Annotated in this window: 15 protein-coding genes; 10 read left to right on the top strand and 5 right to left on the bottom strand. The window is 73.6% G+C overall.

The genetic code is table 11. The annotated features are described in order from the left end of the window. Positions 1–16 precede the first annotated feature (16 nt). From ACIPRD_RS22435 to ACIPRD_RS22425, 3 genes are all read right to left on the bottom strand, one after another. A complete protein-coding gene (locus ACIPRD_RS22435; protein ID WP_401565788.1) occupies positions 17–1198 on the bottom strand; it encodes a serine hydrolase domain-containing protein in 1182 nt (393 codons plus the stop codon). Positions 1199–1323: 125 nt separating this feature from the next. Further along, positions 1324–1782 (bottom strand): organic hydroperoxide resistance protein, encoded by a 459-nt coding sequence (locus ACIPRD_RS22430; RefSeq protein ID WP_356406314.1) that lies wholly within the window; start codon positions 1780–1782, stop codon positions 1324–1326. A gap of 226 nt (positions 1783–2008) precedes the next feature. Next, complete coding sequence (locus tag ACIPRD_RS22425; protein ID WP_356406313.1) at positions 2009–2485, bottom strand: MarR family transcriptional regulator; 477 nt, start codon at positions 2483–2485, stop codon at positions 2009–2011. 330 nt (positions 2486–2815) lie between these two features. Between ACIPRD_RS22425 and ACIPRD_RS22420 the strand changes: the two genes are divergently transcribed. Next, positions 2816–3166: an SsgA family sporulation/cell division regulator gene (locus tag ACIPRD_RS22420; RefSeq protein WP_356406311.1), complete on the top strand. Its 351-nt coding sequence runs from the start codon at positions 2816–2818 to the stop codon at positions 3164–3166. Between the two features lie 163 nt (positions 3167–3329). On the opposite strand, the gene ACIPRD_RS22415 is transcribed toward ACIPRD_RS22420, so the two are convergent. After that, positions 3330–4991: a penicillin-binding transpeptidase domain-containing protein gene (locus tag ACIPRD_RS22415; protein WP_401565375.1), complete on the bottom strand. Its 1662-nt coding sequence runs from the start codon at positions 4989–4991 to the stop codon at positions 3330–3332. 190 nt (positions 4992–5181) lie between these two features. Next, positions 5182–6930: a dolichyl-phosphate-mannose--protein mannosyltransferase gene (locus tag ACIPRD_RS22410; RefSeq protein WP_401565373.1), complete on the bottom strand. Its 1749-nt coding sequence runs from the start codon at positions 6928–6930 to the stop codon at positions 5182–5184. 104 nt (positions 6931–7034) lie between these two features. Between ACIPRD_RS22410 and rsmI the strand changes: the two genes are divergently transcribed. The 9 genes from rsmI to ACIPRD_RS22365 all read left to right on the top strand — a co-directional run bounded on the left by rsmI (position 7035) and on the right by ACIPRD_RS22365 (position 19622). Continuing rightward, entirely contained in the window at positions 7035–7883 is an 849-nt protein-coding gene (gene rsmI, locus ACIPRD_RS22405; protein WP_356406304.1) for a 16S rRNA (cytidine(1402)-2'-O)-methyltransferase, read from the top strand. Positions 7884–8356: 473 nt separating this feature from the next. Further along, positions 8357–8770 (top strand): hypothetical protein, encoded by a 414-nt coding sequence (locus ACIPRD_RS22400; protein WP_356406302.1) that lies wholly within the window; start codon positions 8357–8359, stop codon positions 8768–8770. 90 nt (positions 8771–8860) lie between these two features. Then, positions 8861–9757, top strand: a complete 897-nt coding sequence (locus tag ACIPRD_RS22395; RefSeq protein WP_401565370.1) for a TatD family hydrolase — start codon at positions 8861–8863, stop codon at positions 9755–9757. 122 nt (positions 9758–9879) lie between these two features. Continuing rightward, entirely contained in the window at positions 9880–11451 is a 1572-nt protein-coding gene (locus ACIPRD_RS22390) for a ubiquitin-like domain-containing protein (protein ID WP_401565368.1), read from the top strand. Positions 11452–11774: 323 nt separating this feature from the next. Beyond that, positions 11775–12647: a 16S rRNA (adenine(1518)-N(6)/adenine(1519)-N(6))-dimethyltransferase RsmA gene (gene rsmA, locus ACIPRD_RS22385; protein WP_356406295.1), complete on the top strand. Its 873-nt coding sequence runs from the start codon at positions 11775–11777 to the stop codon at positions 12645–12647. Beyond that, a complete protein-coding gene (locus ACIPRD_RS22380; RefSeq protein WP_356406293.1) occupies positions 12644–13537 on the top strand; it encodes a 4-(cytidine 5'-diphospho)-2-C-methyl-D-erythritol kinase in 894 nt (297 codons plus the stop codon). Before rsmA ends, ACIPRD_RS22380 begins: the two co-directional genes overlap by 4 nt. A 107-nt stretch (positions 13538–13644) precedes the next feature. Then, positions 13645–15453: an ABC-F family ATP-binding cassette domain-containing protein gene (locus tag ACIPRD_RS22375; protein ID WP_356406291.1), complete on the top strand. Its 1809-nt coding sequence runs from the start codon at positions 13645–13647 to the stop codon at positions 15451–15453. A 364-nt stretch (positions 15454–15817) separates the two neighbouring features. After that, positions 15818–17689 (top strand): PQQ-binding-like beta-propeller repeat protein, encoded by a 1872-nt coding sequence (locus ACIPRD_RS22370; protein WP_401565365.1) that lies wholly within the window; start codon positions 15818–15820, stop codon positions 17687–17689. A gap of 148 nt (positions 17690–17837) precedes the next feature. Further along, the gene (locus ACIPRD_RS22365) at positions 17838–19622 is read left to right on the top strand and encodes a PQQ-binding-like beta-propeller repeat protein (protein WP_401565362.1); all 1785 of its coding nucleotides are present in this window, start codon (positions 17838–17840) and stop codon (positions 19620–19622) included. The last annotated feature ends 78 nt before the right edge of the window (positions 19623–19700 follow it).

Raw genomic sequence — 19700 nt, 5'->3', positions numbered from 1 at the left:
GGGCGGGGTCAGCCGGTCACGCCGTCTCCGCGAGGGCCGAGCGGACCGCGCGCACCAGGGCCTGCGCCCTCGGGTCCGCCGTCACGCTCTTGCGGAAGCCGTTGGTGACATAGCCGAAGGCGATCCCCGACTCCGGGTCGGCGAACCCGAGGGCGCCGCCCCGGCCCGGGTGGCCGAAGGAACCGGCGGACAGCAGCGGGGACGCGGCCCCGTGCAGCATCCAGCCGAGGCCGAACCGGGTCCCCACCACGAGCACGCCGTCCGGACCGGCGGACTGCTCGCCGCGGGCCAGCTCCATGGTCTCCGGGGCGAACAGGCGCCTGCCGCCGTCCACTTCGCCGATGAGCGAGGCGTACACGCGGGCCAGGCCGTCGGCGGTGGCGATGCCGTTGGAGGCGGGCAGCGCGGCCGCGCGGTAGGCGGGCGCGTTCTCGTCCGGGGCCGGGGTGATCGCGGCGAAGGCGCGCCGGGTGAGGGACTCGGGGTCGGCGTACGCCTCGGCCACCGCGCGCTTGGGGCGCGTCTTCAGGGCGCCCGCGGTCTCGGGCGCCTGGACCGGGCCCACGCGTCCCACGTGACCCTGCCGCGTCTCCGGCAGCCCGAGCCACAGGCCGGCGGCGGCCGGCGCGGCGATCTCGGCGGCGATCCACTCGCCGGCCGGGCGCCCGGTGATCCGCCGGATCAGCTCGCCGGTCAGCCAGCTGTAGGTCTGCGCGTGGTACCCGTGCCGGGTGCCCGGCTCCCACGCCGGTTCCTGCGCGGCGACGGCCGCCGCGCCGAGGTCGGGGTCGGCCGCCTGCGCGGGGGTCAGCGGGCGGTCCAGCGCCGGTACGCCCGCGCGGTGCGCGAGCAGGTGCCGTACGAGCGTGCGCTCCTTGCCGGCGGCCTTGTACTCCGGCCAGTAGGCGCCCACGGGCGCGTCCAGGTCCAGCTCGCCGCGCTGGTGCAGCAGCAGGAGCGCGGCGGCGGCGACGCCCTTGGTGGCGGAGCGGACGATCTGCGCGGTGCCGGGCTCCCAGGGCGCGGTGCCGTCCACGTCCCGGGTCCCGCCCCACAGGTCCACGACCTTGCGTCCGTCCCGGTACACGGCGACGGCCGCGCCGCGCTCGCCGAGCCGCGCGAAGTTCGCCGCGAACGCCTCCCGGACCGGCTCGAAGCCCGCGGCCACCACGCCGTCCACGCCGGCCGTGGCGCTCATGCCGTCCACGCCGCCCGCACTGTCCATGACGTCCACGCCGCCGTCCACGTCCGCTCGCTTCCCTGAGGGTCTGCCTTCGACAGTGCGTGCAACACCCTGCCGCGACCTGGGATTCCTTCGTGCGGTTACCCCAGGACGATCGTTACATCGATGTTGCCCCGGGTGGCGTTGGAGTACGGACAGACCTGGTGCGCCGCGTCCACGAGCTGAGCGGCGACCTCCTGGTCCAGGACCGGCAGGGAGACGCTGAGGGCGACCGCGAGGCCGTAGCCGCGCTGCCGGTTCGGTCCGATGCCCACCTTCGCGGCGACCGTGGAGCCGCTCAGGTCGTAGCCCGCGCGGTTGCCGACGAGGATCAGCGCGTTGTGGAAGCAGGAGCTGTACCCGGCCGCGAACAGCTGCTCCGGATTCGTGCCGTCGCCGTGGCCGCCCAGCGCGGGGGGCATCGCGACCTTCAGTGCGATCTGGCCGTCCTGGCTGGTGACATGGCCGTCCCGGCCGCCGTGGGCGGTGGCCTCGGCGACGTACATGATCTTCGTCGGACGGGTGTCGACACCGGTGTCCGATGCGGTGCCGTCGGTCATGGCCAGCCTCCCCAGATCAGGTGGTGCGCAAGTACATCGTGCACAAGGTAATGGCTCGTCAGGTCGCCATCGCAGGCAGGGGTGGCAACCGTGGGTAACCCCGGCGCCGAACGGGCCGTGAGGGAGGTGTGCGGAGTCCGGGGAGGTGCGTGGAGCGAACCGAGGTGGATTCGGGGAGGTCCGGGTCGGGGCCCGGGAAACACGGGGGTCGCGGCCGCCCGGGGGGTCAGCGGCGGTCGGCCGCCGTGTCGACACGCTCCGTGAGGTGCCACAGGTCCTCGCGCAGCCGCGCGACCTCCGCCGCGCCCAGTCCCGTCGCCGCGAGGAGGGCCTCCGGCAGACGCGCCGCGCGCTCCTGGAGCTGCTCCCCGCGCCCGGTGCAGGCGACCAGCACCGAACGCTCGTCGGACACCGCGCGCTCCCGGCGCACCAGGCCCGCCGCCTCCAGCCGCTTCAGCAGCGGCGAGACGGTGCCGTAGTCCAGCCGCAGCGCGCCCGCCAGTTCCTTCACGCTGGTCTCGCCGCGCTCCCAGAGGACCAGCAACACGAGGTACTGCGGATAGGTGAGCCCCAGGGCGTCGAGGAGCGGGCGGTAGGCGGAGGTCACGGCGCGCTGGGCGGCGTACAGCGCGAAGCACAGCTGGTCGTCCAGCAGTGGCGAGCCGGCGGCCTCGGTCTCGTCCCGTTCGTCTTGACGCGTCACGCGCCCATTGTCACGGACTCCGGCGGGAACCCGAAGGGCATCTCCGGCCGGTGTCCCCGCGTGGTGCGTCGCCGCAGATCAGGGCGCCGGAAGGCGGGCGGCCGGTTGTTCCGGCCGTGGCGGGGAAGGTGAGCATCGGTACGGAGCGGGTGAACGCCACCGCGGTCCCGGCCGGCGGGGCGGCCCGCTCTCCGCCTTGCTCGGAAGGGTGAAGATGCGGATAGCGGAACGAATAGCTCATTTATGCGCAAACCGGAAAATATGCGACATTGGGAGGGGAGTGAGACGCACTACTTCCGGACAGGTCACCCAGCGTGAGAGGGCGTCCCGATGCCTGTAGTCGAGCAGTACGCGCGCGCCCACATCGTCACGGTCGCGGACGAGGGCCGGCAGGACCCGGCCGCGGTGCCGGTGGTCCTGCGCTACGACCCCGGTACCGACCCCTGGTCGGTGTCGGTCGCACTGCCCGGAGCACAGGAGTGGACCTTCCCGCGCGACCTGCTGGAGCGCGGGCTGCGGACGCCGGCCGAGGACGGTGACGTGCGGGTCTGGCCGTGCGGCCGGGTCCAGACCGTCGTCGAGTTCCACTCCGCGCGGGGCGTGGACGTGGTGCAGTTCGATCTCAAGACGCTGGTCGCCTTCCTGCGCCGGACCCACACGGCCGAACCCGTACGCAGCTGACCGGCACGGCCGACCCGTCGGCGCCCGAACCGGTACGCGGCCGAACCTCGCGCGGCGGATCCGCGCGGCCGCGCCCCGCGGTAACCGGCCGGTGTGTCCGGAGTGCCGGAGCGCAGGTCCGGCGGTGCGGGTCGGACCCGCCGGCGGCCGGTGTTCCGGGCGGTCAGGCGCCGGTCTTGAGTAGTGCCGCGACGATCGGCCCGGCCGTGTCGCCGCCGTGGCCGCCCGCCTCGCACACGCCCGCCGCGGCGAGGTCGCCCTTGTACGCGGAGAACCAGCCGTTGGGCTTCTTCTGGTTGTCGACCTCGGCCGAACCGGTCTTGGCGCCGTAGTCCGGACCGAGGCCCGCCATCGCCTTGGCGGCCGTGCCGTACGCCGCCGTGAACTGCATGACCTCCTGCAGCTGCGCCTGCGTCTTCTTCGACATGGTCCGCGCGGCCTTCGCCAGCGTGCGGTGGTCCACGTCGGGCGAGACCAGGAACGGCTGGTGGAAGACGCCCGAGCGGACGGTCGCCGCCACCGACGCCATGTTCAGCGGGTTCATGCGCACCCCGCCCTGGCCGATCAGCGAGGCACCCATCTGCGCGCCGCTCTGCACGGGCACGGAACCGTCGAAGGACGGGACGCCGATGGACCAGTTGTCCATGCCGAGGCCGTAGACCTCCTGGGCCTCCTTCGTCAGGTCGCTGTCCGACAGCTTCGGCGCGAAGTTGATGAAGGCGTTGTTGCAGGAGGCTCCGAAGCTCTGCTTGAACGAGCCCTTCTTGATCTCGGAGTCGGCGTCGTTGTGGAACGTCCAGCCGGCGAGCTTGTAGGTCTTGGGGCAGGGGTGCGAGGCGTCCGGCGTGACGAGCTTCTTCTCGAACAGCATCGTCGACGTCACGATCTTCATCGTGGAGCCGGGCGCCAGGGAGCCCTGGAAACCGACGTTGAAGCCGTGCGCGGTGTTGGCGACCGCGAGGATCTCCCCCGTGGAGGCCCGCAGGACCACCACCGAGGCCCGCGGCTTCCTGCCGACCTGCTCCTCGGCCTCCGCCTGCATCTTCGGGCTCAGCGTGGTCCGCACGGTGCCCGGGGTGCCCTGGCTCAGCTCCACCAGGGTCTTGTCGGACAGCCCCGCCTTCGACGAGTCCTTGCCGCGCACCACCCGCAGCTCGATGCCCGCCTTGCCGCCCGCGGTCTTGCCGTACTTCTCGCGCAGCCCGTCCAGCACCGCGCCCAGCGACGGGTATTTCGCCGCCGTCAGTTCGCCGCCGTCCCGGTCCAGCGCCGTGACCGGCGGGGTGCCGGACTCGCCGGTGACGAGGGCGTCGCCGTCCTTCAGGTCGGGCTGCACGACGGCCGCCTGCCAGCCGACCACCGGCTCGCCGTCGGTCTTGCGCCGCACCACGGTGAGCGAGCTCTGGTACGCCAGCGGCTTGTTCAGGTTCTGGTACGCCACCGTCGCCTTGACGGAGAACGGCACCTTGGCGCCGGTCGCGGCACCCGGAGTGAGGCTGACGTCCTGCAGATGGGCGTCCTTGAGGACCGTGCCGAGCTGCGCGGCCGCCGCGGCCGGGTCGTCGGTCGCCGCCGACGCCTGCGCGGTACGGCCCTGCTGCCAGGCAGTCAGGAATCGAGTGGAGGCCTTGTGGACCTCCGCCGCGGTCAGCGGGCCCGTCCTGACGGCCTTGCGGGTGGTCGCCTGGGCGTCCGCCGACCCGCCGCCGACCAGCGCGTAGGTGCCGAGGCCGACCCCGCCCACGACCACAGCGATCACCCCGCCCAGTACGGCGGGTCTCGCCTTCGCCTTTCGTTGCTCGGCGACACGCCTTCTCTTGCCCACAGCCTCAGTTCCTCCGTACCTTCCCCAGGGTCCCCGCAGCCCTCACACTCCCCAACGACGGCAACCAGCCTAGAGTCCTCACCCTCACGAGTGATCCCACCCGGCACTCCGTAGCAGGCTTGCGACAAACCCCACAGCCGAACTTCTCCGGATACATGGCCACTTGAACCCGCTCCGGCACAGGCCGCGGCTACACCCAGGTGTCCAGCCACATCCGCGCGCGCCACTGGTCGATCGGGATCGCCGTGCCCGTGTAGAGGGGCCAGAAGTAGATGAAGTTCCAGGCGATCAGGAGGACCAGGACGCCCGCCGCCGAGGCGCCCACCGCGCGGCGGGTGTCGGTGGAGCCGCGGGGGCCGATGATCGCGCCGATCATCATCGCCACCGCGAGGCAGAGGAAGGGGAGGAAGACGACGGCGTAGAAGAGGAAGATCGTCCGCTGCTGGTACTCGAACCAGGGCAGGTACCCGGCCGCGATCGCGCAGGCGATGGCACCGGCCCGCCAGTCGCGGCGGAAGGCCCAGCGCCACAGGACGTACAGGATCGCGAAGCAGGCGAGCCACCACAGCACCGGAGTGCCGAGGGCCAGCACCTCGCGGGCGCACTTCTCCCGCGCGTCCGCCGGGCAGCCGTCCGTGCCCGGCATGGGCGACTCGTAGAAGTACGACACCGGGCGGCCCAGCACGATCCAGCTCCACGGATTGGACTGGTAGGTGTGCGGCGTCGACAGGTGGACGTGGAAGTTGTAGACCTCGTGCTCGTAGTGCCACAGGCTGCGCAGCCAGTCCGGCAGGAAGGTCCAGTGGCCGCCCTTGCCCGCGGTCGCCGCCCAGTCGCGGAAGTAGCCGCCCCGGCCGTTCGCCGGGGACAGGATCCAGCCGGTCCAGGACGCCAGGTACACGGCGAAGGCCACCGGGACCGTCGCGAGGAACGTGAGACCCGTGTCGTGCCTCAGCGCCGCCTGGTACGGGTGCCGGGCGCCCGCCACCCTGCGCGTGCCGACGTCCCACAGCACCGCCATCACACAGAACGCGGCCAGGATGTACAGGCCGTTCCACTTCGTGCCGAAGGCCAGGCCCAGCATCAGCCCGGCCGCCCAGCGCCAGGGCCGCAGGCCGAAGCGGAAGGTGTCGCCGGTGTCCGCGTCCGGGCGGACCCTGCCGTCCGGGTCCACCGGCAGGGCCGCCGCCAGCCGCTCCCGGGAACGGTCCCGGTCGATGATCAGACAGCCGAACGCCGCGACGACGAAGAACATCAGCACGCCGTCGAGCAGCGAGGTCCGGCTCATCACGAAGTGCAGGCCGTCCACCGCCATCAGCGCGCCCGCCAGACAGCCCAGGAACGTCGAGCGGAACATGCGGCGCCCGATCCGGCACAGCAGCAGCACGCTGAGCGTGCCCAGCAGCGCGGTCATGAACCGCCAGCCGAACGGGTCGAACCCGAAGACCAGCTCCCCGAGCCCGATCACGTACTTGCCGACCGGCGGGTGCACGACGTACGCCGCGTCCACGGGGATGTGCAGATGGCCGTGGGTCTGCAGCACCACGTCGTTGGCGTTCTTGTCCCAGTTGACCTCGTAGCCGCGGTGGACGAGCGCCCAGGCGTCCTTGGCGTAGTACGTCTCGTCGAATATGACCTTGTGCGGATTGCCCAGGTTCCAGAACCGCAGCAGGGCCGCCATCAGCGTCACCAGCAGCGGCCCGCCCCAGCCGGACCAGCGCGTGATCCGGTCGGCGAGGAGCGGCGGGACGCCCAGCACGTGCCACAGCCGCGCGCCCGGCTCGGCGTACGGCGGCACCAGCAGATCGCGGACGTCGTCCGCGGGTGTGCCCGGCGCCGGCGTGTGGCCGAAGCGGCGCAGCCGCTGCCGCCATGCCGGCCGCTCGTCGTGCGGTGCCTGGCCCTGCCGGAGGTCCATGGAGGACGCGGTACTGGTCACCGCGCCATCGTAGGGAACCGTGCTGTGTGAGTCCCGCGCATGCGAGGTACCGGTCGGGATACGGTTGTTTTCCCCACTCCCGGCGGCCCTGGGAGGATGGGGGGGTGACTGGAACCCTTGTCCTGGCAGGAACCCCCATCGGCGACACCGCGGACGCGCCGCCCCGGCTCGCCGACGAACTGGCCGGCGCGGACGTCGTCGCCGCCGAGGACACCCGGCGGCTGCGCCGGCTGACCCAGGCGCTCGGCGTGACGCCCAAGGGCCGCGTGGTGTCCTACTTCGAGGGCAACGAGTCCGCGCGCACCCCCGAACTCGTCGAGGAACTGCTCGGCGGCGCCCGTGTGCTCCTCGTCACGGACGCCGGCATGCCCTCGGTGTCCGACCCCGGCTACCGGCTGGTCGCCGCGGCCGTCGAGAAGGACATCAAGGTCACCGCCGTCCCCGGCCCGTCCGCCGTGCTGACCGCGCTCGCCCTGTCCGGGCTGCCCGTGGACCGCTTCTGCTTCGAGGGCTTCCTCCCGCGCAAGGCGGGGGAGCGGCTGTCCCGGCTGCGCGAGGTCGCCGCCGAGCGCCGGACCCTCGTCTACTTCGAGGCCCCGCACCGGCTCGACGACACCCTCGCCGCCATGGCCGAGGCCTTCGGCGCCGAGCGGCGGGCCGCCGTGTGCCGCGAGCTGACCAAGACGTACGAGGAGATCAAGCGGGGGCCGCTCGGTGAGCTGGCCGCCTGGGCGGCCGAGGGCGTGCGCGGCGAGATCACCGTCGTCGTGGAGGGCGCCCCCGAGACGGGCCCCGAGGAACTCGACGCCGAAGAGCTGGTGCGCCGGGTACGGGTGCGCGAGGAGGCCGGGGAGCGGCGCAAGGAGGCGATCGCCGCCGTCGCGGCGGATGCCGGGCTGCCCAAGCGGGTCGTGTTCGACGCGGTGGTCGCGGCCAAACAGGCCGACCGGTGAGCGCGCGCCGGTGAGTGCCGGCTGACTGCCGGCTGAGTCGCGGGCTGAGTCGCGGACGGGTTCCGGCCCGGTTCCGGACGCGTTCCGGCTCGGTTCCGGCCGGGTTCCGGCTCGCGTCACCTGCCGCTCCGCAGGGGAGCGGTCCCCGCCCTCCGCGGTCCCGCCCTCCGCTGCCCCGCGCTCCGCCTCCCTGCCCTCCGTCTCCCCGCCTCCGCGGCCCCGCGCTCCGTCCGTGACCATGAGTGCGCCCCATGCACCGGCAAAGGCGGAGGGCGGAAGGCAAAGGGCTCGCCCGGCCCGCGGGGCTGTTCTGGCAAGGATCGCCCAAAACGGGTCCAACAGTCGGCAGGAGGGCTGCGTTCGCGCTCGTGAAGGCGTCCACTGGTCGCAGGGACGAACCGTCCCTCGCCCCCAGGGATTCCAGGGGAATCCCGCGACCGGGGGTGCTTGTCCAGCGGACAAGAGGAGCTGGAATGAGCGAGATCGCAGGGCAGACCGGCCTCAGCGGCACGGGCACCGCCACCGTCCACGAGTCGTACGCGTTCGCCTGCATGCGCTGCGGGCACGGCTGGGAGCAGTCGTACGCGATAGAGCACCACACCGACACCGAGGGCCGGCAGTGCATCCGGTACGTCGCCGACGGCCGGGTCGTCCCGTCACCACTGAGCCGGCCCGCGTGCCAGAACTGCGACGGCCACGTCGTACGGATCATGCGCGCGGGGCAGGTGTCGTCGGTGCACGGCGCCGCCGTACGGCCCCGGCACACCGCGTCGCCGACGCCCCCCGCCGAGGTGACCACGGCCCCCGCCGACGTCAGCACGGCACACGAGGACCACCACTGGCATCTGTCCGATCTCCTGCACCCCTTCCAGCGCCGGGCGAGCTGACCCGCGTCCCGCGCCGGGCGGCCCGGCCACGGGCGGCCCGGGCGCGGTGAGGCGGGCGGGGCGGGCGTGCCCCTTTCGTAGGATCGGGGCATGTCTTCGAACACCGGCCGGGCCACCAAGGACGACAAGCACACCGCCCCGCCGCTCCCGGCACCCCTGCGGGTGCCCGTCGCCGACTCCCACACCCACCTCGACATGCAGTCGGGCACGGTCGAGGAGGGCCTCGCCAAGGCCGCGTCGGTGGGCGTGACGACCGTCGTCCAGGTCGGCTGCGACATCAAGGGCTCGCAGTGGGCCGCCGAGACGGCCGCCGCCTTCGAGAACGTGCACGCGGCCGTCGCCCTGCACCCCAACGAGGCCCCGCGCATCGTGCTCGGCGACCCCGACGGATGGTCCCGGCAGGGCGCGCGCGTCCCGGGCGGCGACGCCGCGCTCGACGAGGCGCTCGCCGAGATCGACCGGCTCGCCGCGCTGCCCCACGTCAAGGGCGTCGGCGAGACCGGCCTGGACCACTTCCGCACCGGGCCCGAGGGCAAGGAGGCCCAGGAGAGGTCCTTCCGCGCCCACATCGAGATCGCCAAGCGGCACGGCAAGGCCCTGGTCATCCACGACCGCGACGCCCACGACGACGTGCTGCGCGTCCTGCGGGAGGAGGGCGCCCCCGAGCGCACCGTCTTCCACTGCTACTCCGGCGACGCCGACATGGCCCGGATCTGCGCCCGCGAGGGCTACTACATGTCCTTCGCCGGGAACGTCACCTTCAAGAACGCCCAGAACCTGCGGGACGCGCTCGCCGTGGCCCCGCTGGAACTGGTCCTCGTGGAGACCGACGCGCCCTTCCTGACCCCGGCGCCCTACCGGGGGCGGCCCAACGCGCCCTATCTGGTGCCGGTCACCGTGCGCGCGATGGCCGCCGTGCGCGGCATCGACGAGGACGCGCTGGCGACCGCCCTGGGCGCCAACACCGCGCGCGCCTTCGGCTACTGAGCACCTGGGCGCCTGTTCGAGGCGCCACCGTGCGTAGTCGCGTCGCTTTGGAGAGTGACGCCCGCTCCGCTAGGTTCTGGGGGCCCGATCCGGACCCCTCTGGCCCCCTGGAGCGTGTCGGCGTGAGCAAGTCGCCGTACGAGACGTACGACCCCTACGGCGGTGACGCCTGTCCGCACACCGCGCAGACGCTGCCGTACGGGGTGTACGACCCCGACGAGTACCCCGGGATCCCCGCGAGCGACGGGACCGGCTGGAGCGGCAGGGACACCTACCGGCCCGCCTACGAGGCCGAGGCGTACCTCGTCCCCGAGCCGCCGCTGCCGCTGCCCAGGCAGGGGGGAACCGGCGGGGCGTGCTTCGCGGAGACCGTGCCGGACTTCCGGGGTGCCGGGGCCGTGGCCGGGGCCGGGTCCGAGGCGACCGTGCCGGACTTCCGGGGTGCCGGGGCCGTGGCCGGGGCCGGGTCCGAGGCGACCGTGCCGGACTTCCCGGGCTTCGGGGACGGAGGTGCGGGCGCCGGGGCCGGGCGGTCCGGGGAGCCCGCGCGGGACGGCGGCCGCGGGGCGCGCCGGCGCAAGGGGCGGGGCGCCGAGCGCCCCGACTCCGCGGTCCGCCGGCTGCTGCCCCAGGCACTGGTCGTCGCGTTCCTCGCGGGCGGCACCACCGCCTTCGTCGTCAAGGACAAGGCGGTCGAACTGAGCGTCGACGGCCGGCCCCGCACCCTGCACACCTTCGCCGACGACGTGACCGAGCTGCTCGCCGAGGAGGGCGTCCGGGTCGGCGCCCACGACATGGTCGCGCCCGCCCCGGGCGCCGCGCTCGCCAGCGGGGACGAGGTGGCGGTGCGCTACGGCCGCCCCGTACGGCTCACCCTGGACGGCGAGCGGCGCGAGGTGTGGACGACCGCGGACACGGTGGACGGGGCCCTCAGGGAACTCGGGGTGCGCGCCGAGGGCGCCTACCTGTCCGCCTCGCGGTCCCAGGGCATCGGACGGGCCGGACTCGCGCTCGACGTCCGCACCGAGCGTTCCGTCACGATCCTGGCCGACGGCCGCGCCCGCACCGTCCGCACCAACGCGGCCACCGTCCGCGAGGCCGTCGAGGAGGCCGGGATCACCCTGCACGGGCAGGACACCACGTCCGTCCCGGGCGCGGCCTTCCCGCGCGACGGGCAGACCGTGACCGTGCTGCGGGTGACCGGAAGCCGGGAGGTGCGCGAGGAGCCCATCCCGTTCGCGGTCGAACGCGCCGACGATCCCACGATCTTCAAGGGGACCGAGGTCGTCGAGCGGCCCGGCCGGCCCGGGCTGCGGCGGATCACCTACCTCGTGCGCACCGTCAACGGCGTCCGGGAGAGACCGCGCCAGGAGCGCGCGGAGGTGGTGCGCGAGCCGCGCGGGCAGCTGGTGAAGGTCGGCACCAAGCCGCGTCCGGCGTCGGTGAGCGGTGCGGACGGGCTGAACTGGCACGCTCTGGCCGTCTGCGAGTCCGGGGGGCGGCCCGGGGCGGTGGATCCTTCGGGCACGTACGGGGGGCTGTACCAGTTCGACACCCGGACCTGGCACAGCCTCGGCGGCTCGGGGCGGCCGCAGGACGCGTCGGCGGAGGAGCAGACGTTCCGGGCGAAGAAGTTGTATGTGCGGCGGGGTGGGAGTCCGTGGCCGCACTGTGGCGCTCGGCTGCGGTCGTAGGGGCGGGGTCTGGGGTGGGGGTCCCTGTGCGTGTCCCTGTGCGGGTGCGTGGGGGCTGGTCGCGCAGTTCCTCGCGCCCCTTGGGGTGGTTGGGGTGTGTGGTCGGGTGCCTGGCCGTGGGGGCTGGTCGCGCAGTTCCCCGCGCCCCTGAGGGGGTTGGGGTGCGTGGGTCGGTGCGGGTGCGTGGGGGCTGGTTGCGCAGTTCCTCGCGCTCCTTGGGGTGGCTGGGGGGCGTGGTCGGGTGTGGGTGTGTTCGGGCGGGTGGGGGCTGTGCTGCTGGGTGGCTGGTGGGAGTGGGGGGTGGGTGACCGTACTCTTGGGGGGTGAGCAGCCCCACCCCCGACGCCCTCCTCGGTCCCGCCGACATCCGTGAGCTGGCGGCAGCGCTCGGTGTCCGCCCCACCAAGCAGCGCGGCCAGAACTTCGTGATCGACGCCAACACGGTCCGGCGTATCGTCCGGACCGCCGAGGTCCGCCCCGACGACGTGGTCGTCGAGGTCGGGCCCGGGCTCGGTTCCCTCACGCTCGCCCTGCTGGAGGTCGCGGACCGGGTCACCGCCGTCGAGATCGACGACGTGCTGGCCGCCGCGCTGCCCGCGACGATCGCGGCCCGCATGCCCGAGCGCGCCGACCGGTTCGCGCTGGTCCACTCCGACGCGATGGACGTCACCGAACTGCCCGGCCCGCCGCCGACCGCCCTGGTGGCGAACCTGCCGTACAACGTCGCCGTCCCCGTGCTGCTGCACATGCTCGCGACCTTCCCGAGCATCGAGCGGACGCTGGTGATGGTGCAGTCCGAGGTCGCCGACCGCCTCGCCGCCGCACCCGGCAACAAGGTGTACGGCGTGCCCTCCGTGAAGGCGAACTGGTACGCCGACGTGAAGCGGGCCGGCGCCATCGGACGCAACGTCTTCTGGCCCGCGCCGAACGTCGACAGCGGCCTGGTCTCCCTGGTCCGGCGGACCGAGCCCATCGACACGACGGCCTCCAAGAAGGAGGTCTTCGCGGTGGTCGACGCGGCCTTCGCACAGCGCCGCAAGACCCTGCGCGCGGCCCTGTCCGGCTGGGCCGGGTCCGCGCCCGCCGCCGAGGCCGCCCTGGTCGCCGCGGGCATCTCGCCGCAGGCGCGCGGCGAGTCCCTGACGGTCGAGGAGTTCGCGCGGATCGCCGAGGCGAAGAAGGAGACCGCTCAGTGAGCGTCACCGTACGGGTCCCCGCCAAGGTCAACGTCCAGCTCGCGGTCGGCGCCGCCCGGCCCGACGGCTTCCACGACCTGGCCAACGTCTTCCTCGCCGTCGGCCTGTACGACGAGGTCACCGTGACCCCCGCGGACGCGCTCCGTGTCACCTGCGAGGGCCCGGACGCCGCCCAGGTCCCGCTGGACCGCACCAACCTCGCCGCGCGTGCCGCGATCGCGCTCGCCGCGCGCCGGGGCATCGAACCGGACGTGCACATCCACATCGCCAAGGACATCCCGGTCGCCGGCGGCATGGCGGGCGGCAGCGCGGACGGCGCGGGCGCCCTGCTGGCCTGCGACGCGCTGTGGGGCACCGGCGCCTCCCGCGCGGAACTCCTCGACATCTGCGCCGAGCTGGGCAGCGACGTGCCGTTCAGCCTGGTCGGCGGCGCCGCCCTCGGGGTCGGCCGCGGCGAGAGGCTGACCGGACTCCAGGTCGGCGGCACCTTCCACTGGGTGTTCGCGATGGCGGAGCGCGGCCTGTCCACCCCGGCGGTCTTCCGCGAGTTCGACCGGCTGGCGCAGGGGCGGGAGATCCCGGAGCCGGTGGCTTCGGCGGACCTGCTCGACGCGCTGGCGAAGGGCGACCCGGACGCGCTGGCGGCCACCGTCTCGAACGACCTCCAGCCCGCCGCGCTCTCCCTCTTCCCGGAACTGGCCGACACGCTCGCCGCCGGCCGGGGGGCGGGCGCGCTCGCCGCGCTGGTCTCCGGTTCGGGTCCGACGACGGCGTTCCTCACCCGCGACGCCGAGTCGGCGGAGAAGACGGCGGCCGCCCTGCGGGCGTCCGGCACGTGCAGGTCGGTACGGACCGCGGCCGGTCCGGTGCCCGGGGCCACGGTGGTCTGAGAGCGTCGCCTCCGGCCGGCGGTGGTCGGGCCGCCCCCACCCGCTCCGCCACCCCCGCCGCAGGCCCTACGCTTGAAGGCTGACCGACCCCCGCGCACAGGAGTGAAATGGCCGTCAACCTGGTCAATGTCGAGAACGTCAGCAAGGTGTACGGCACCCGTGCCCTGCTGGACGGCGTCTCGCTCGGTGTGTCGGAAGGGGACCGGATCGGCGTCGTCGGACGCAACGGCGACGGCAAGACCACCCTCATCCGGATGCTCGCCAAGCTGGAGGAGGCCGACACCGGCCGCATCACCCACTCCGGCGGCCTGCGCCTCGGCGTGCTCACCCAGCACGACTCCCTCGACCCCGCGGCCACCGTCCGCCACGAGGTCATCGGTGACATGGCCGACCACGAGTGGGCCGGCAACGCCAAGGTCCGCGACGTGCTGACCGGTCTGTTCGGCGGCCTCGACCTGCCGGGCTTCCCCAAGGGGCTCGACACCGTCATCGGACCGCTGTCCGGTGGCGAGCGGCGCCGCATCGCGCTCGCCAAGCTGCTCATCGAGGACCAGGACCTGGTCGTCCTCGACGAGCCCACCAACCATCTCGACGTCGAGGGCATCGCCTGGCTCGCCGAGCACCTGCGGAGCCGGCGCTCGGCGCTGGTCTGCGTCACCCACGACCGCTGGTTCCTGGACCAGGTCTCCACGCGGATGTGGGACGTGCAGCGCGGCGCGGTCTACGAGTACGAGGGCGGCTACTCGGACTACGTCTTCGCGCGCGCCGAGCGCGAGCGCATCGCCGCCACCGAGGAGACCAAGCGGCAGAACCTGGTCCGGAAGGAGCTGGCCTGGCTGCGCCGCGGCGCCCCCGCCCGCACCTCCAAGCCGCGCTTCCGCGTCGAGGCCGCCAACGAGCTGATCAAGGACGTGCCGCCGCCCCGGGACACCTCCGAGCTGATGAAGTTCGCGAGCTCCCGGCTCGGGAAGACCGTCTTCGACCTCGAGGACGTCACCGTGCAGGCCGGCCCCAAGGTGCTGCTCAAGCACGTCACCTGGCAGCTCGGCCCCGGCGACCGCATCGGCCTGGTCGGCGTCAACGGAGCCGGCAAGACCACCCTGCTGCGCGCCATGGCCGAGGCCGCCCGCACCGAGGGCGAGACGCAGCCGGCCGGCGGGCGCGTCGCCGTCGGCAAGACCGTCAAGCTCGCCTACCTCTCCCAGGAGGTCGCCGAACTGGACCCGAACATCCGGGTCCTGGAGGCCGTGCAGCAGGTCCGCGAGCGCGTCGACCTCGGCAAGGGCCGCGAGATGACCGCCGGCCAGCTGTGCGAGACGTTCGGCTTCAGCAAGGAGAAGCAGTGGACGCCGGTCGGCGACCTCTCCGGCGGTGAGCGCCGCCGGCTCCAGCTGCTGCGCCTGCTCATGGACGAGCCCAACGTCCTCTTCCTCGACGAGCCCACCAACGACCTCGACATCGAGACCCTGACCCAGCTGGAGGACGTCCTCGACGGCTGGCCCGGCTCGATGATCGTCATCTCCCACGACCGGTTCTTCGTCGAGCGCACCACCGACCGGGTCTTCGCCCTCCTCGGCGACAGCACCCTGCGGATGCTGCCACGCGGCATCGACGAGTACCTGGAGCGCCGTCAGCGCATGGAGGAGACGGTTGCCGCCTCGGCCGCCGCCACGACGCCCAGGGCCGCCGCCCCGGAGCGCAGCGCCGCCGACCAGCGCGCGGCGAAGAAGGAACTCCAGAAGATCGAGCGCCAGTTGGACAAGATCTCCGAGAAGGAGTCCAAGCTGCACGCCCAGATCGCCGACAACGCCACCGACTTCGGCAAGGTCGCCGAACTCGACGCCCAGCTGCGGGACCTGGCCGGCGAGCGCGAGGAACTGGAGCTGCGCTGGCTGGAACTGGCCGAGGACGCGTGAACCGGACCGCGTGAGCGGGACCGTGTGACCGAGGGAGAGGGGTGTGCGCCGTCGAGGCGCGCGCCCCTCTTCCCGTTCCCCGCCTCCCGCGCCAGGCACCCGGGCGTCGCGCCCCCCGCCGCGCGCACAGTGTGATCCGGCCGCGCGCAACGCTCGTGCGCTCCCCGCGTGAAGGGGGAGTGAAGGCGGGTAACGGCGGCATCACAGGCCGGTCGTCCCTTGGGAACAGCGGCCCGCGGACCCCTCTGCGGTGTCGGTGCCGGGTGATAGAAAGAGCCGACCGGCAACGGTCCGAGAGCGCCCCTGGGGCCGTGACGAACCTCGGGACGTGGCTAAAAATCAGTGAACGAGGGGGAGAGCGCTGATGACTCAGCCGCCCGGCCGGCCGCCGCAGGACGGCTCCGGAGCACCACAGGACCAGCCGCCGCACGACAACGGCCCCGGCGCCCCGCAGACACCGCCGCAAGCACCCCCGCAGGCACCTCCGCCGCCCGCCGCACCTCCCGGCGGCACCCAGCCGCCCCCGCAGCCCGGGTACGGCCACCCGCAACCCGGGTACGGCCACCCCCAGCCCGGCCCCTACGCGCAGCCCGGCCCCTACGGCACGCCCCCCGCCGCCGGCGCCCCGGGCCCCTACAACGCCCCCGGCCCGTACGGCGCTCCGCCGCAGCCGGGCCCGTACGCCCCGCAACCCGGGTACGGCTACCCGCAGTCCGGCCCCTACGCCCCGCAGCCCGGCTACGGCCACCCGCAGCAGCCCCCCTACCCCGGCGCGCCCGGCTTCGGAGGCCCGCCGCCGGCGCCTTCGTCCGGGCGGAGAACGGCGCTGATCATCGGCGCCGCGGCCGCCGCGCTGCTCCTCGTCGGCGGCACCGTCTACGCACTCACCAGCGGCGACGACGGCAGTGGCCCGAGCAGGCCGGTCGCGGGGCACAGCGACGACGCCAAGCCGTCGGCGTCCGGCGCCCCGGTGAACCCGGGTGACGGCAGCGGGGACGGCGGCGCCGACCCGGACGACCTCAACAAGGGCCGCGCGCCCGGCGAGGCGAAGGTGCTCTGGTACAAGAGCGCCCCCGACGCCCCCGGTTCCGGCGCCGACGCGCCCGGCATGTGGATCACCGGCGGCACGGCGGCGAAGGCCGCGTACAAGCAGGTCTTCGGCTACCGCGTCGGCGACGGCGTCCCCGCCTGGGACCCCGTCACCCTGCCGCAGAAGATCTGCGCGGTCACCCCGCGTCCCACGGCCGACGGCAAGGTGGTCGTGGCCTACATGAGCGGCGTCAGCGACCGCGCCAAGTGCAACCGGCTCCAGCAGCTCGACCTGGCCACCGGCAAGAAGGGCTGGAGCGCCGAGGTCGCCGACGGCGGCCTCTTCGACAGCGCCCTCAACGTCGAACTGACCGTCAGCGGCCGGACCCTGATGGTGGGCCGCTCGCAGTCCGGCACCGCCTACGACGTCACCACCGGCCACAAGCTGTACGACAAGAAGAAGTACGGCTCCACCTGCTTCCCCGCGGCCTTCGCGGGCGACGGCGGACGGCTGGTCCAGGTGGCCTCCTGCGACGCCGGCGGGAACGACGAGCACGACGAGATCCAGGAACTCGACCCGGCCACCGGCAAGGTGAAGTGGACCCGGAAGGTCAAGAAGGGCTGGAAGGTCGCGCGGACCTACTCCCTCGACCCGCTCGTGGTCTACCTGACCAACCAGAGCAAGAAGGCCTGGAACATCACCACCTTCGGCAAGGACGGCACGTTCCGCTCCGAGGTCAAGGTCGACGAGAAGTTCGCCCCGCGCTGCGGCTGGGCCATCCTCGAACGCGACCTCCAGGGCTGCCAGGGCGTCGCCGTCGACTCCGGCTCGCTCTACCTGCCCACCGGCAGCAGCACCGGCGCGAACGAGATCGTCGCGATCAGCCTCGCCACCGGCAAGGAGGAGTGGCGGGTCAAGTCCCCGGTCTCCGAGCCGATGTCCCCGCTGAAGACCGAGGGCGGCAAGCTCATCGCCTATGTGCAGCCGTCGTACGACAGCGGCGGCCAGGTCGTCTCCGTCCCCACCGGCGGCGGCTCGCACCGGCCGGTGACGCTGCTGCGGAACCCGGCGGGCACGGCGGAGATCGAGGACAGCTTCTTCGACGGTGACACCGAGTGGTCCGGCGGCCGCTTCTTCATCTCCTCCAGCCGGCTGACCGGCAACGACGAGTCCCAGGAGAAGCTGATGATGGCCTTCGGCAAGTGAGCACCGCCGGCCCCGGGCGGGCCCGGCCCCCGGGCCTCCCGGCCGCCGGCGCTCCCCGGCCCGCTCCCCGCGCCCTCCCCCTGTCCCGCCTGTCCGGCGCCGTTCCCGCGCCGCCCGGCCCCGAGCGCTTCACCGAGGTACCTCCGCCATGACCCAGCCGCCTCCGCCTCCACCCCAGCAGCCCCCGCAGCAGGGCGGTTTCGGCCCCCCGCAGCAGCCCCCCGCCGGACCCCAGCCGCCCCAGCAGCAGCCCCCCGCCGGACCCCAGCCGCCCCAGCCCGGATACGGCTACCCCGGGGCGCCGGCGCCGCACCCCGGCCAGGGCTTCCCGCAGGCACCGGCCGCCCAGCCCCCGGCCGCGCCGCAGCCGGGCTACGGCTACCCCGGCGCGCAGCAGAACCCGTACGCCCAGCCGCCGGCGCCCCCGTCGCCGTACGGCCCGCAGCCCGGGTACGGCCACCCGGGCGGCCCCGGCGTGCCCGGGCAGCCGCCGACCGTGCCGCTCGGTACCGGGGGCGGCGGGAAGAACCACGCCGCCCTCGTCATCATCGTCGCGGCGGCCGTCGCGATCGCCCTGATCGTCGGCGGCGGCATCTGGTACTCCCACTCCTCCCGGGGCGGCCGGGCGCAGGGCTCCGGGGGTTCCACGAACTCCCCCGACGGCGGCACCGGTTCCGGGGGCCTCTCCGGCGGCAAGGAGAAGGTGCCCTCCGATCCGGCCGCGAAGGTCCTCTTCCAGGTGCCGCTGCCCGACACCAAGGACGTCACCCCGACCTCCGGCTCCTGGCTGGCCGGCGGGGTGTACGCCAAGACCGGGGTCGACCGGATCGACGGCTACGACCCCGCCGGGGGAGCCGTGCGGTGGACGCTGAAGCTGCCCGGCCCGGTGTGCGCGGCCTCCCGGCAGGTCACCGGGGACGGCAGGACCGCGGTCGTCTACCAGCCCTCCGACGCCGCGGGCGCCGGCTGCAGCCAGGTCGCGGGCGTCGACCTCGCCAAGGGCACCAGGCTGTGGACGCGGACCGTACGCACCGGTGACTCCCCGGTCTCCTTCTCGAACGTGACGGTCTCCCAGCACACCGCGGCGGCGGGCGGCCTCTACGGCGGCGCCGCGTTCGACCTCGGCTCCGGCAAGGTGCTGTGGCAGCCCAAGCCCGGCGACGACTGCAAGGACGCCGGTTACGGCGGCGGCGCCAAGCTGGTCGCGGTGCGCAGGTGCGGCAGCTACGACGACCCCGTGCTGCACATCCAGACCATCGACGCCGTCTCCGGCCGGGTCGTCTCCGAGTACCGCATGGACCAGGGCGTCCAGTACGCCAGCGTCGTCTCCACCGACCCGCTGGTGGTGGCCGCCGACGTCGGTCACAGCGCGGGCGACGGCAGCGGCATCTCCGACTACTTCTCCATCGACGGCAGGACCGGCAGGCTGCTCGCCCGCATCCCCGCCCCGCGCGACACCTACAGCGGACGCTGCGACGGCATCGACCGGGTCGAGGCCTGCAAGCAGGTCGTCGCCGGCGGCAGCAGGCTCTACGTGCCCACGGCGGAACGCAGCGGCGCGGACGGGAGGGGCAACGGGGTCATCGCCTTCGACCTGGCCACCGGCAGGCAGACCGGCCAGCGCATCTCCTCGGACGAGGGCTACACGCTCTCCCCGCTGCGGATGGACGGCGGCAACCTGCTGGCCTACGAGCGCCCGCCGTACGACAAGGGCGGCCGGATCGTCAGCATCGACGGCTCGTCCTTCAAGGCCACCACCCTGCTGGAGAACCCGGCCGCGCAGAGCGTGCGGCAGGCGGAGACCGGCATGCTCCCGGACTCCGCGGAACTCCTGTACGGCGGCGGACGGTTCTTCATGTCGGCGGTCTACGCCCACAAGGCCTCCACCGTCGGCAAGGAGTACCTGGTGCTCGCCTACGGCACGGACGGCTGACCGCACGCCCCAATCAAGGAGAAGTGCCCCGGATTTCATCGATCCGGGGCACTTCTCTGCATAGGGGCAGCGCGACGT

Source organism: Streptomyces sp. NPDC090108, assembly GCF_044747185.1.
Classification (GTDB): domain Bacteria; phylum Actinomycetota; class Actinomycetes; order Streptomycetales; family Streptomycetaceae; genus Streptomyces.
The sequence above is the reverse complement of the archived record's forward strand: the minus strand, read 5'-3'. Positions and strand labels throughout refer to the sequence as shown.

Coding starts and splice junctions, on each gene's coding strand:
- ACIPRD_RS22435 (WP_401565788.1), bottom strand. CDS start 1,198: ATGAGCGCCACGGCCGGCGTGGACGGCGTGGTGGCCGCGGGCTTCGAG.
- ACIPRD_RS22430 (WP_356406314.1), bottom strand. CDS start 1,782: ATGACCGACGGCACCGCATCGGACACCGGTGTCGACACCCGTCCGACG.
- ACIPRD_RS22420 (WP_356406311.1), top strand. CDS start 2,816: ATGCCTGTAGTCGAGCAGTACGCGCGCGCCCACATCGTCACGGTCGCG.
- ACIPRD_RS22400 (WP_356406302.1), top strand. CDS start 8,357: ATGAGCGAGATCGCAGGGCAGACCGGCCTCAGCGGCACGGGCACCGCC.
- ACIPRD_RS22395 (WP_401565370.1), top strand. CDS start 8,861: ATGTCTTCGAACACCGGCCGGGCCACCAAGGACGACAAGCACACCGCC.
- ACIPRD_RS22375 (WP_356406291.1), top strand. CDS start 13,645: ATGGCCGTCAACCTGGTCAATGTCGAGAACGTCAGCAAGGTGTACGGC.
- ACIPRD_RS22370 (WP_401565365.1), top strand. CDS start 15,818: ATGACTCAGCCGCCCGGCCGGCCGCCGCAGGACGGCTCCGGAGCACCA.
- ACIPRD_RS22365 (WP_401565362.1), top strand. CDS start 17,838: ATGACCCAGCCGCCTCCGCCTCCACCCCAGCAGCCCCCGCAGCAGGGC.